11 protein-coding genes are annotated in these 12,601 nt (G+C 46.2%); 1 reads left to right on the forward strand and 10 read right to left on the reverse strand.

Annotated elements, in window-relative coordinates; all coding sequences use genetic code 11:
- Positions 1 to 130: 130 nt before the first annotated feature.
- Complete coding sequence (locus COW20_14355) at positions 131 to 1,678, forward strand: Na+/H+ antiporter (GenBank protein PIW46798.1); 1,548 nt, start codon at positions 131 to 133, stop codon at positions 1,676 to 1,678.
- Here the strand turns inward: COW20_14355 and COW20_14360 are convergent.
- The 10 genes from COW20_14360 to COW20_14405 all read right to left on the reverse strand — a co-directional run bounded on the left by COW20_14360 (position 1,672) and on the right by COW20_14405 (position 12,554).
- Positions 1,672 to 3,990: a hypothetical protein gene (locus tag COW20_14360; protein PIW46799.1), complete on the reverse strand. Its 2,319-nt coding sequence runs from the start codon at positions 3,988 to 3,990 to the stop codon at positions 1,672 to 1,674. The genes COW20_14355 and COW20_14360 overlap by 7 nt on opposite strands.
- Before the next feature lie 4 nt (positions 3,991 to 3,994).
- Complete coding sequence (locus tag COW20_14365; GenBank protein ID PIW46800.1) at positions 3,995 to 4,753, reverse strand: ABC transporter permease; 759 nt, start codon at positions 4,751 to 4,753, stop codon at positions 3,995 to 3,997.
- Entirely contained in the window at positions 4,753 to 5,424 is a 672-nt protein-coding gene (locus COW20_14370; GenBank protein PIW46801.1) for a hypothetical protein, read from the reverse strand. The genes COW20_14365 and COW20_14370 overlap by 1 nt, the downstream gene beginning before the upstream one ends.
- Before the next feature lie 26 nt (positions 5,425 to 5,450).
- Complete coding sequence (locus COW20_14375; protein PIW46802.1) at positions 5,451 to 7,022, reverse strand: hypothetical protein; 1,572 nt, start codon at positions 7,020 to 7,022, stop codon at positions 5,451 to 5,453.
- Positions 7,023 to 7,032: 10 nt separating this feature from the next.
- Positions 7,033 to 7,767: a hypothetical protein gene (locus COW20_14380; protein ID PIW46803.1), complete on the reverse strand. Its 735-nt coding sequence runs from the start codon at positions 7,765 to 7,767 to the stop codon at positions 7,033 to 7,035.
- A 3-nt stretch (positions 7,768 to 7,770) separates the two neighbouring features.
- Positions 7,771 to 8,421, reverse strand: coding sequence for a hypothetical protein (locus COW20_14385; protein ID PIW46804.1), 651 nt, complete (start codon positions 8,419 to 8,421; stop codon positions 7,771 to 7,773).
- Between the two features lie 3 nt (positions 8,422 to 8,424).
- Positions 8,425 to 8,973 (reverse strand): hypothetical protein, encoded by a 549-nt coding sequence (locus COW20_14390; GenBank protein ID PIW46805.1) that lies wholly within the window; start codon positions 8,971 to 8,973, stop codon positions 8,425 to 8,427.
- On the reverse strand, positions 8,970 to 10,124 hold the full coding sequence (locus tag COW20_14395) for a hypothetical protein (GenBank protein ID PIW46806.1): 1,155 nt from the start codon (positions 10,122 to 10,124) through the stop codon (positions 8,970 to 8,972). Before COW20_14395 ends, COW20_14390 begins: the two co-directional genes overlap by 4 nt.
- A gap of 34 nt (positions 10,125 to 10,158) precedes the next feature.
- Entirely contained in the window at positions 10,159 to 11,133 is a 975-nt protein-coding gene (locus COW20_14400; GenBank protein PIW46807.1) for a hypothetical protein, read from the reverse strand.
- 119 nt (positions 11,134 to 11,252) lie between these two features.
- Positions 11,253 to 12,554: a methyltransferase gene (locus tag COW20_14405; GenBank protein ID PIW46808.1), complete on the reverse strand. Its 1,302-nt coding sequence runs from the start codon at positions 12,552 to 12,554 to the stop codon at positions 11,253 to 11,255.
- Between the last annotated feature and the right edge of the window lie 47 nt (positions 12,555 to 12,601).

A 12,601-nucleotide genomic window follows, 5' to 3' on the forward strand; every position in this document is an offset into this window, starting at 1 on the left:
CGGTCTATTAAGATGATGCGATGCATTATCAAGGCTTTCTCTGAGAGTGGATTGCAATCGAGGTTGCGCTTCGCTTTGAACTGTGTTTAGCTGAAAATAATCATCGAAATATTACTCTGCAGGAGGTCCTATGCATCACGAAGTTGAAACCCTGCTAACACTTCTCCTGATTGCTACTTCAGTGGCGATTCTGGTGCGCTATATTCAATTGCCGTATACGGTCATGCTGGTTTTAGGGGGCTTGGTTTTAGGTGTTTTGCATTATCTCCCTGAGGTTGAAATGACGCCTGAGATTGTCATGACCATTTTTTTGCCGATTCTTTTATTTGAGGCTTCGATCAATATTGAATACAGCCATCTCAGGGCGGATATGAAGTCGATTCTGACCATGGCTGTTTTTGGCGTGGTGATCAGCCTCTTTGTAACAGGAGGAGTCATGCACTGGCTGGGGGGCATGCCCTGGATGATCGCTTTGTTGTTTGGTTCGATGATTGTGGCCACCGATCCTGTGTCTGTGCTTTCGATTTTTAAAAAATTGGGGGTTCCCCATCGCCTGACCGCGATTGTTGAAGGGGAAAGTCTCTTCAATGATGGGACTGCGATTGTGGCTTTCCAAATTATTCTGGCTGTGGTAGTGACAGGACATTTCAGCGCGATGGAGGGCTTGCAGAAGTTTTTATTGGTTTGTTTGGGCGGGTTGGCTGTCGGGCTGGTGATTGCCTATGGTGCCATTGTGCTGCTTGAAAAAATTGATGATCATTTGTTGGAGTTGATGATCACCACGGTTTTGGCCTATGGGACTTATCTGGTGGCTGAAAGCCTGCATGTTTCTGGTGTGATTGCTGTGGTAACAGCTGGAATTATGGTCGGAAATATGGGCTGGGAACGGGCCATGACCCCCACCACCCGTGTGGCTGTGCTTACTTTTTGGGAGTACGCGGCTTTTGTAATCAATTCCTTGATTTTCCTCTTGATTGGCTTACAAATTCATCTGAATGAACTGCTGCATTTTGCACCGATCATTGGAGCAGGTATTCTTGCCCTTTTTGCGGGGCGTATTTTGGCGATTTATCCCCTGGCCTGGATTTTGAATCTGGGTTTGAAGGCTCGCTTGCCCATGAAATGGATGCATATTCTGGTTTGGGGCAATCTCAAGGGGGCCCTCTCCATGGCTTTGGTCATGAGTTTGCCCGCCGATGTTCCCTATCGCAAAGAATTATTGGTGACTATTTTTGGTGTGGTTCTTTTTTCGCTTCTGGGCCCCGGTTTAAGTATGAACCCTTTTCTCAAAATACTGAAACTCTCCAAAAAAGAGAGTTTTGCAGAGCAATTTGAATTGCTTCAGGGGGAACTGGTTGCTTTGCGCTCTGCTTTGGCAGAGTTGGAGTTGATGCATGGTGCAGGCAAGTTTTCGAAAATGATCTATGAAGAGCAAAAGGTCAAATACAGCCTGCGCCTTGAAGAAGTTGAGCGGGATATTGGCATGATTCAACAGGAAGAGCCTAAGCTTGTGCATTTGCAATCTTTAAGTGCAGAACGGCATTTATTGGTTACACAGAAAAGCTCTGTGCGCGACGCCTTCCGCAATGGTATTTTGTCTGAAAGCTCGTCTCAAGCCCTGATTCATGGCATTAACCGCAAAATTTATGATCTTGAGCTTTCAGACCCCGATCATTGAGCGTCTTTGCCGTAGAGGGCTTGATAGATCCAATAGGCAGTAAATACCTTTTTGACATAATCGCGCGTTTCTGGATAGGCAATCGACTCTGCCAAGGCATCGTAGGGCAGGTGTGCAAATTGCTTTTTCCAACGCAAAACAGGGCCTGCTCCAGCATTATAAGAGGCGACTGCTAACATGGAATTGCCTTCAAAGGTTTTGTGGGTGGAGTTTAAATACCAGGTGCCCATGCGGATATTGGTTTCAGGGTCTTTTAAATCGTAGTCCTTCATGCCCATTTGGGCAGCAATCTGTTCAGCCGTGCTGGGCATGATTTGCATCAAACCGGTTGCACCGACCCAGGATTGGATATCTGGTTTGTATTGGCTTTCCTGCCAACTTAAGCCTGCGACCAGAAAGGGGTTCATCTGATATTTTAAGGCTTCCTGCTCCATGGTTTCAAACCAGGCCAGGGGAAAGGCTACTGGCAGGAAGATTTCATTCTCTTTGGCCTTATAACGGTAGTGTGTAATGGCATTGTAATGATCACCGGCTTGGTTTAAGAGCAGACCCCGCAGGTATTGCCAGCGATCATTGCTGCTGTTTTCTGCAATTTGCAGAAATTCGTGCCATTGTCCGAGATAAAAAAGCTGGAGGGCTTCAGGCCAGTCTTCTTTTGAGAGCGTTGTGCTTTCCAGGCGAGCTTTGAATGCGTCGGCCCATCCGGGTAACTGACGACTTTCGGGTTTATAGCCCAGATATTTGCGGGTGGCGTATTGATCTTCCCCTCCCCGCAGCATGACACGCAAACGTTCACGGCTGCGGTGGGTATAGTAGTCCATTAAGGGCCCCTCTGCCAGACTGGCATAGGTTTTTTTTGCCTCTTCTTTTTGTTCAAGGCTTTCCTGGGCTCGGGCCAACCAATACAGGAAACGGCTTTCCAGCTCGTCCCCTTCAAAGACCTTGCGGTATTTTTCAATCAAGCGCACGACCTCAGAAGTTTGGCCTTCAAGATAGGTTTGCCAGACTGCAATCCAGAGCGCTTCGGCAGCATGGAGAGATTTTGGATCTGTTTCCACAAGTAATTTGTAGACCTGGGCCTGTTTTTCAGCTTGGTTGAGAAAATCGTAAACAATTCCTTCTTCCCAAAGGGCCTCGGTATAGACTTCCGGGTAGCTCTCATAACTGCTTCGGGTTTGTCGCAATTGAGAGAGAGCCGCGTTATAGGCTTTATTGCTGCGCTGCATGCCCGCCAATTGGACACTGGCCAAACCCGCTTCGCGGGTTCGGGGAAAGCGGCGTAAAATTCCTGCAAAAGTTTCTCTTGCCAGGCTGTAATACTCTGCTTTTCGGGCATAAATTCCAAGTTGGTAAAGGCCTTCTCGGTCTTGTGGTGCTGCTGCCTGGAGCTCTCCTGAAGCTGTTTGATACATATAGCGGTCAAAGGCAGCTTGGGCTAAAAACTGATGATCTGCCGTGCTGAGATATTTCCCCAGTTTTTCACGGATTGTGTAAATCAACTGACGGCCCCTGGGGTGCTTGGGGTAATTTTGTAAGAGCGTACGAAAATAATTGAGTGCGACGACTGGATTTTTTTCGAGATTGTATTCTCCCTGGCGCAGAAGAATCGCTGCGCGCAGGGTATCGTCTTCTGTTTCTTCTTTAAAATGGATCAACAACTGATTGGCTTTGGGGGTTTTGTCCTGTGAATCCAGAATTTGCCAATACCAAAGGGGTCTCAGGGTGCTTTTGGGGTGACGATCCAGAATGCGTTCCCTTTCTTCAGGTTTTTGAGACAGGCTTTCCCAATCCAGAAGTTGTTGAATAAAGGGGTCTTGGGTTTCCTGCTTGAGCATTTCAGCCAGTTTGACCGCCTCTTTTTTTAAGCCCGAGGCTTTCAATTTTTTAAACAGAACCCATTGGGCCCTTGATTTTAAAAAAGCATTGGGGGCTTGGGGTATATAGATTTTGAGCGCTTCTGCTTGGGGGTTCCTGAGCAACGCATCAAATTTCTGAAGTTCTTGAATCAGTTTTTGGATGGTTTGGCGTACGGGCAAGGAATTTGGGCTTTTTTGCTGTAGAGGCTGAAGTTCCTCAAGCGCAGGCAGGGGGCCTTCTGTATAAAAACGACTGTAGCCAAGTAGGGCTTGGGCCGTTAAATTTTCAGGGTCTTCATTCTGAAGTTTTTCAAGAATGATTTGAGCCTGTGCATATTTTTTCTTTGCAATCAATTCTTCGGCCTGCCGCAAAGGGGGAGAACAGGAAAGCAATGCAGCACTCAAACTGCAGGCCAGCAAGCCAGACAATAGGTGAAACTTCAAACGACTCTTCATATGTTCAACCCAGCAGGGTGACCAGGGCTGAGGTTAAAAAATAGTTGATACAGACAATTAAAAGAATAGAATGAACGACTGTTGTGTTGGCTGCTAAACCGACCCCCAGTGCACCGCCTGAAACATGGTAGCCTTTATAACAACTCATAATGCCTACAATCAGTCCAAAAATACTGGCTTTGAGCATGCCTCCCCAAATATGTGAGAGCTTGGCAAAGCTGAAGAGATTGGCAAGAAACACACCTGAGTTTAGACCCTTTAATCCAATTGCAACAGCATAGCCCCCCACAATGCCACCAAAACAGGCAATCGCATTGATCAGTGGAACCATGACGGCCAAAGCAATTAAGCGGGGTACTATCACGTATTGAAAGGGATCCACAGCCATAACTTCCATGGCATCGATCTCTTCCTTTACGCGCATGGTTCCAATCTCACCCGAGACTGAACTTCCAGCTTGGGCTGCCACCATGATACTGACAAGGGTGGGAGAGAGTTCTCTGAAAACGGCTTCGGCCAAAAGACTGCTCAGTAAGCGTTGGGCGCCAAAGAGTTCAAAGACATGCAAGCCCTGCAAGGTGGTGACCATGCCTGTTGGCACAACGATTGCCAGTACAGGCAATAAACATTGAAAGCCAATCGTATGCATGGAGCGTAGCGTTTCGCGCCAAAAGAAGGGAGGACGGAACAGCGCTGTGAGCACCTGAGCGCAAAACAAACCCATGCTCCCAATGGTTTGAAAAAACCTTAGCACTGCATTCATTAGAATTTGTTGACTGAGAGAATATCTTCGCCTTCGGCTCTGGGGCGGTGGGTAATCATTTGATGGGTACCCAACTGTTCAATGCTGAGCCGCCCACGCAGAGCAACCTTTTCTGTGCGATTCATGGCCAAGGTATTTTCTTCGATCAGCCAATCGTCCAGGCCGACTTTCGGCAGCGGCATGATCGTCTGTTCATGAGCAAGCATTTCCAGAATACTGCGATCATGAACAATATAACGGGCTAATTCTGCTACAAAGGGCAAGTCTCGCTGAAAGTGTTCAACACGATTGGAGGGCAGAGCCGGTAATCCCCCATAATTGATATAATCTTTCTGCCAATTTTGTTGAAGATCTTCAAAGGTTTTATCCAAAAGCGTATAAACGTCCAAAAAACCCCAATTTTCTTTGACATGGATTCCCAAGGGGGAGAAATTGGCAGGAGCCGGACGCAAGGCGTCTTTGAGAGCTTCGCCTTTCCAGTTTTCGTATTTGACCAAGGTCATCCATTCGCCCACATTAAAGGGATCGAAGCCTTTAATATCCGTTACAACGCGATCGGTTCGCCGATAGATTTGCCGTTTGATACGTAAGGCTGACAATTGGTTGTTCAGGATTCGGACCTCAAAGGAAAGGCGGTCATCTCCAGTGATTTCGATAAAAAACAGAGGCACCTTATTCCTCCTTTCCAGTCATGACCTTATTCGTTTTTGATGATGCGGGGGGTGATCATGATCAGCACTTCCACATCTTCTTTTTCAATTTTGGTATTGGTGAAAAGTCCGCCCAAGAAGGGAATATCTCCCAAAACGGGTACCTTGCTCTTGGATTCATTGGTGATGGTACGCATCAGGCCCCCAATCACGGCAGATTCTCCATCGCGGACACGCAGGGTCGTTTCGACCATGCGCTTGCCTTTTTCGGGCACACTTTGAGCTCCGACGGTGACGGTTTGTCCACGTGTACTGATATCAGGTTTGACTTTCATCGTGATCATGCCATTTTCCACGTCAATATAGGGGGTAATGTCCATTTTCTCACCGATGGGCAGAGTTTGTACGGTTTCTGTTGCCGCCGTGGCTGTGACTGTGGTTGAAAGAATAGGAACTTCAGTGGTGGAATCAAAGACCCCTTTGACCCCGTGTTGAATTGCCATGCGTGGGCTGGTGAGCAAACGGGCTTGGCTGTTCTGTATCAATGCATTCAGACGGACATTGAAATTGGGGGTAAAATCTGCCAAAGAGTTAAAACTTAAACCGCTGCGATCCGTTCCTGTTACTGGATTGCCTAAGAAAGCAGCATTTTGTGAAATGAGGTTGATGGGGTTGGGCGTTATTCCACCTGCACCACCACCTGCTGCGGCTGCTGTTGAAGTGGTTTGATTATAACTGAAGCCAAATTTGCCCTGAGAAAACCCATAGGCAAACCCCAGTTCTTCACTGCCGCGTTTGGTCAGTTCGATCAATTTGATCTCGACCATGACCTGAGGAAGGGCCTGATCCAGAATGGGGATCATGCGATCCGCAATATCGATTGCTTCTTGGGTGCCAATTAAAATCAGGGTCGTGGTACGCGGATCCACAATCATTTTGGGCAGGGGGTTTAAACCTCTGCTCTTGAAAATGGTCTCCAATTGTGTATTGATGGGTTGACTTGCAGCTGTGGCTCCGCCACCTGCTGAACCACTGCCTGCGCTGGTCAGTTGGTTATATACGGTATAGGTCTTGATCAAGGGGGAGGAAAAACCCATTTGCTCCATTTTTTCTGGCGTGCTGATCAGCAAGGTATTATAAACCCGACGGGCAACCAGTCCTGTCATTTGTAAGACCAAGGCAAAGGCCTCACTGAGGGGAATACTGCGCAGCTCTAAAAAGGGAATCCGTTGACCCATTGCAGAAGATTGAGATGAACTGCTGCTTGCAGCAGCAGGTGGAGCGTCAAGATCATCTTCCAGGTCATTGGCGGGAGCACTTGCCTCAGGTGTTGAGGCTGCCGCGGCACTTCCACTTCCGGCATTGCTCGACATAAACACCAAACTGAGGTTGGCTCTTTGTGCCAAAGTTCTCAAAACAGCTTCTGCAGAGGCATCACGCAGGGTCAGGCTGATCAGCGGATCACTTTCCAATTGAAAAGCTTTGCGAATGGTCAGGGGATCGCTGGAGCCAGCAACCGGTGCATTGACCACGGTATTGACGGCCCAGGCACCTGAAATAGGGCCAAAGGTCGCACAGACGGCCAGAGTGGCGGCCACAAGATGATTGAATTTCTGCATAAGAGTACTTTTACTCCTCCTCAAGTTCAAGACGCGCTTTTTGATTGCCTCTGGACAGGGTAATATATTTTCCTTCGAAATGGATGGCGGTTACGAGAATATTTCCGGGTAACCGTTCTCCCACTCTTACCAATTCACTGTTACCGTCCACCTGAACAATCGCAACGGGGTCCAGTCCTCCATTGACGATTCCTTTTAAAACAAGACCTTCAATCAGTTTGGGTTCTGGAGCTGGGGCTTTCTGTTGAGGTAAAGCTGTTCTCACAGGTATATTTTCTGTTTCTGTCTCTGTTTTTAAAGCAGGCGGGGGGATATAGGCCAATTGCTCAGGTTCGATCTGGGGCTCAAATTCTGGCAATTCTGGGGGAAGGATAGATTTAAAGGGATCCATCCGACCGGTATTTGCCTGTGCCTCACGCAGAACCGCTTCAGGCGTTGTTGCAGCAATTCCAAAGGAGGGAAGGGCTGAAGCCTTGGGTGAAGGGCTGGGGGAAGGCGAAGGACTGGGGCTTGCCGCAGGTTTGGCAGAACTGGCTGTCGAAGGAACTGCAGAAGGTTTTGCGCTGGACGCAGTGCTTTTTCCTGGAGCAGGTGTTTTCGCCGGAATTGCAGATCGTGCGGGGCTTGCTGTAGGAACAGGGCTCTCTGCAATTTGTGGCGTATCTTCTGGCAGTGAAAGCGAAAACAACAAAAGTGCTGTTGCGCTGACCAAAAGCAGGGGTAAGAAAATAAGATGTTTATTCATGGTTTATTCGCCCCCCAGCAAAAAGGCTTTAAGCGTGAAGGTGACATTGACAGGTGTATACAGTGCTTCTTTATCTTCAACAGGTATCAAAGAAATATTTTCAACACTGAGGGTCCGTTCATAGCTTTCATAGTCTGTCAGCAATTTAATGAAATCAGGATAGCTGATATTCGTTAAAGAAATACTGATTGGAAGTTGTTTCAGTTGTTTTGAAACCTCTGAACCCTGTGCTTCCTGTAGCTCAGCGGGCAAATCAAAATTGACAATTCCGCTGGGTTTGAATTCTTTCAGGATAGCACCATTGCCGAAGAGTTCTTTATTCTCAGTAATCTCTTCAATATCGATCATCAAAGGGGCGACATTGGGTTGGAGTGGAATTTTACGTCTCAGAACAACCAAGCGTTCTTCGATTTCTTTCAATTCCTTTTTCAGTTTGACCAATTCTTTGGCTTTGAGTTCTTTGGCCTCAATATCGGCTTGCTGTTGTTCAATTTGGGCGTTCAATTCCTGGAGTTGGTTATAGGGAGGCAAGACCAACTGCCAGATGCCCAAGCCGAGAATCAGTACGGAGAGGGTTGCGCCAATGGCTAATTTATGGACCGTTGTTAAATTATCTGTGTCCAGGGTGACGGTTTTAGTGAGTTTTATCTCCATAGCTTAATTGGCCTTTTTACAGGTGATCACAAACGTCGTGGCTTTGTCTGTTTTTACACTGGACTGTAAAGTAACATCTTTCAGCAGTTTTGAGTTTTGCAGACTGGCCAGATACAGAGCAACTGTCCGGTGGTCTGTGGCAGTTCCGTTCAATGTAAAATCACCCGCTGGATTAATTTTAAAATCGTTGATAGAAACATCGATGGGCATCAATGCACGAATTTCTTGCAAGAAATAAGACCATTTATAAGTTTCACCCGTTACATAGCGAAGAACTTTTTCTTCCATTTGCTGGGTGGCCCGCTGTTTTTCAAGCGTTTTAATTTCTTCAATTTTTTTATCGAGAGCCGCTATTTTGGCTTCGTTTTCTCTTTTGGTATCTTCTGCCTTTGCGACCATTCCATTTAAAATATTGATCGCCAAGATCAACAGGATGGCTGATGCAATGACGGTTGCGCCAGAAATAAGCCAACCTTTATCAATAGGCAGGCCTTTACGGCTGAGTGCTTCTTTTTGTTCTATACCGAGAAGGTTTATGCTTATCTGTGTCAAAGTTCGTCAATTCCTCTCCGGGCAAGTCCGATAGCTGTTGCGAAAAGGGTGGCATTTTCTGTCAGATATTGAAGTGAAAACCGATCTTCATCAAAAGTAAGCGACTTGATCGGATTGCAGATTTCAACATCAATGCCCAGTGCATGAGAAAGATAGAGGTCCAAATTTTTCATTTTGGCTCCCCGATCAGACAGGACCATCTGTTGAATGCGTGCATTTTCTTGCTGAGACTGGTGAAAATATTCAATCGATTTCTGAATCTCATTGCTCAGATCTTTGAGCAGGGGGCGAACTTCCTGAGAAGCCTGTTCGATCATGGGATCTTCATAGATCTCGTCACCGGCAATATCAATGGCGACCTTGTCAAAAAGCTTGACTGCTTCTTCAAGATCTACCCCCATATTGCTGGCAATGACTTCAATAAAGGTACTGCTTCCCAAAGGGATACTGCGGAAGAAAAGCGGGACACCTGCGCGGGTAACATTGAGATCTGTCGTCTCTCCGCGAATCAGCACAAGTACTGACAACATCTCAGGATTTTCTTCTTGATCTTTTTCTTCAATGGCACGCATGACAGAAAAAGAGGCAACATCTACGGATACCAATTGCATTTCCGCTTGGCGGAAAGTTTCCATATAGGTATCGATGAGTTGTTTTTGAGCTGTTACAAGCAAAACGTCATATTTGCTGGCACCATCTTCTTCTACGGTTCCTGTGACTTGAAAGTCGATATAGACATCTTGAATTGGAAACGGAATATAACGTTCCGCATCGTGCATAACGACTTCTTTTAATTCTTTAATAGGAATGACGGGAAATTTGATTCTGGGGCGGATAATTGCCGCTTGACCAGATACTGCAGTGATGACGCGACGTGATTTAATACCGTTTTCTTGCCAGATTTGTTGAATCGCGTCAGCCACACGGGAAGGATCGATGACTTCACCGTCTCTTACTGCATTTTCAGGGGTATTGGTAATGGCTAAATTGACCAATTCCGCGCTTCCAGGTTGCCCTTTGATGGGTGCGAGTTCAACAACCACGATGGATTCATTTGTAATATCAATTCCCACTGGAATTTCTTTTACAAATGGATTTTTTAAGAGGCTTTTAAGGGTGCCTGCATTAATTTCACGGCCTCGAAACTTCATTGGAACGAACCTTTTACCCTGTTGCTTTTATGCTTCATATCAAACCTGTCAGTGATGTCATTGAGTTGCCGTAGATTGAGTAAATATACCACGCCCAAAGTTTTTCACCAAGACGCATCGAGATCACTCCACCCAGGACTAACGCTGGGCCGAATGAAAACGGTATACTTTCTCGTTTCCGAACCAATAAAATAATTCCTGCAATTGAACCGACGATAAATGCCAGTGCCAGAGCAGAGCCTAATTTTATGGGACCGAGCCATGCACCCAGTACCATCACCAATCTGACGTCACCGCCCCCCATACCTTCTTCTCTACGAAGCAGAACGATGGCGAGAAAAACGATCAGTTCAAACAGTGACAGTCCTATCAGGACACCCCACAATGTATGACTTGTTAATCCTTTAGAGACATTATATACGATCCCCAAGAAAATACTTGGGTAGGTTGTCACATTGAAGATAAATTGATGATCCAGATCTATCCAGAAAATAACCCAGAGAACTGACAAAAAGAAGGCCCAGGCCAGGAAATCTCCTTGAAAACCCGTGATGCTGAAGGCATATAAAAAGAGTAGGCCACAGATAAACTCATTCAGTGGATAGCGAAAACTGAAGGGGGCTGAACAATTTCTGCATTTTCCACGTAAAATAAACCAGCTGAGGATGGGTATATTATCGTACCAAGCGATATCTTTCAGGCACTTGGGGCAGCGAGAGGCAGGAAATGAAACAGCCTTGAGGCTGAGCAGGAATTCCTTGGGAAAATCTTGAATAAAGTATTGAAGCATCCAAAAGATATCCAGGCCAATATATTTAAGCGCCCAAAAAATGCGAAAAAATATATTTTGAGGAATCTGTTCTGAAGTTTCTTCCTGGGTCTCAGTTTCATCGTAGTTTTTTAAAAGAGCCTCAGGAAGCCGGTAGATCACGACATTGAGAAAGCTTCCCACGATGCTGCCCAAAAGAAAAATAAAAAAAGGAGCAATAAAATTGAGGGCTTTAGGCATACAGGTTCACGACTTTATTAACGGTTCCCTTGTGAATTATTCAGCTTCTTAAGCTTATCTATGCAGCATCAGTCTCTTAACAAAATATAATATTTCGAAACAAATGTCAATCTGACTGCTCAACGATAGGGATGTTCGTCCTCGAGATAATTGAGCAATTGGCCCTGGTATTCAATCAAAATTTTCTGAAAGGGGATTTTTGCCTCGATAAGTTCATTGACGATATCACGGGCCCGCCATTGGGTCGTGATTAGAATAATATCGACAGGATGCTCCAGGAGATAGTTTTTTGCTTGAATTTTTTGGCCGGTTCCAGGTACATAGGTGCCTGTCTTTGCCGGGTCTGAATCAATGACCAGGGGAAATCGGGTGGAATCCAGATTGAGGCTGTTCATAAAGGCTGCTCCTTTGCCCGTTCCTCCCCAAAGTGCCACTTGAAGGTTTTGGGTTTGTAAAGCATTCAAGAGCGTGTGAATATTTTTTTGCACGTGCGTGCTTTGTTTGAGAAAATTCAGGGTACTTTCCGCATGTTCCAGATAAGTGGGCTGGGGAGTGAAACGGCTTAATCCGAAAATGACTTCTTGGGCATAACCTGTTTGAATAAAAAGGGGATTTGGATTAATTTGCTTGAGAAAGCGGGTAAAGGAAGCTTTTGAAAAATGAGAGTTGTGCTCATAATAAAAATCTTCAAGACGGCTGCTCTCTATGGCCCGATCGATACAGGGAACTTCAACAAAGAGCAGGGGAAAGATTTCAAAATAGCTGCAATAGAAGGCTGTTTCCTGTATAAAGGCCAAAGGATTCATGAGATGTTCAAGTACATGTCTGCTCAGTAAAAGATCGGGTTTCAGTTCATCCAGGTGTAGGTGGGGCTCAAAAAGTTGGGCACGAATTTCCACTCCCGGATGGGGTGATACGAGTGCTGCATGGGGATCAAAGCCAATATATCTGCCTTGGGGGTGTTTCTGGGCAAGCAGAGAAAGCAATTGTGCTTCACCACAGCCAATTTCTACCACGACGGATTTTTCAGATAAATAAGGAAGAATGGCGTCACAGACGCTTTCTAGGTGCTCTTTCCAAAGAGCACTGCGGTTATACATGCGATTGGGATTATTGACGTAAGGCACTTGCGTATAATCGAAAAGACGGTTGTAGATATGTCCGCATTGCAGGCAACGGACAAACTCAAGCGGCAGACGGGGCATTTTTTTCGCTTCGTCCTCTGATGCTGGCCAACCCAGGGTTGCCAAGGGTTGCTTTCCGCCTGGGTAAAAGTCAAGAGCCAAGTGAAAACCACAGGCCGGGCAGGTACTGTGATGAACATGATTTGGAGAAAGTGAAAAATTATGCTTGGTCATTGCTGTTCTGGCTCGCAGGATCAGGGGCAAGCGGCTTAATAATGTGTCATAATTGTATAGCATTATCGGGCTTCTGTCACTCTAATCGCGATGAGATGTGCGGCAGTCTG

The sequence above is a fragment of the bacterium (Candidatus Blackallbacteria) CG13_big_fil_rev_8_21_14_2_50_49_14 genome (genome assembly GCA_002783405.1).
In the GTDB taxonomy this organism is placed as follows: domain Bacteria; phylum Cyanobacteriota; class Sericytochromatia; order UBA7694; family UBA7694.

Coding starts and splice junctions, on each gene's coding strand:
- COW20_14400 (PIW46807.1), bottom strand. CDS start 11,133: ATGCCTAAAGCCCTCAATTTTATTGCTCCTTTTTTTATTTTTCTTTTG.
- COW20_14380 (PIW46803.1), bottom strand. CDS start 7,767: ATGAATAAACATCTTATTTTCTTACCCCTGCTTTTGGTCAGCGCAACA.
- COW20_14385 (PIW46804.1), bottom strand. CDS start 8,421: ATGGAGATAAAACTCACTAAAACCGTCACCCTGGACACAGATAATTTA.
- COW20_14375 (PIW46802.1), bottom strand. CDS start 7,022: ATGCAGAAATTCAATCATCTTGTGGCCGCCACTCTGGCCGTCTGTGCG.
- COW20_14360 (PIW46799.1), bottom strand. CDS start 3,990: ATGAAGAGTCGTTTGAAGTTTCACCTATTGTCTGGCTTGCTGGCCTGC.
- COW20_14355 (PIW46798.1), top strand. CDS start 131: ATGCATCACGAAGTTGAAACCCTGCTAACACTTCTCCTGATTGCTACT.
- COW20_14365 (PIW46800.1), bottom strand. CDS start 4,753: ATGAATGCAGTGCTAAGGTTTTTTCAAACCATTGGGAGCATGGGTTTG.
- COW20_14395 (PIW46806.1), bottom strand. CDS start 10,124: ATGAAGTTTCGAGGCCGTGAAATTAATGCAGGCACCCTTAAAAGCCTC.
- COW20_14405 (PIW46808.1), bottom strand. CDS start 12,554: ATGCTATACAATTATGACACATTATTAAGCCGCTTGCCCCTGATCCTG.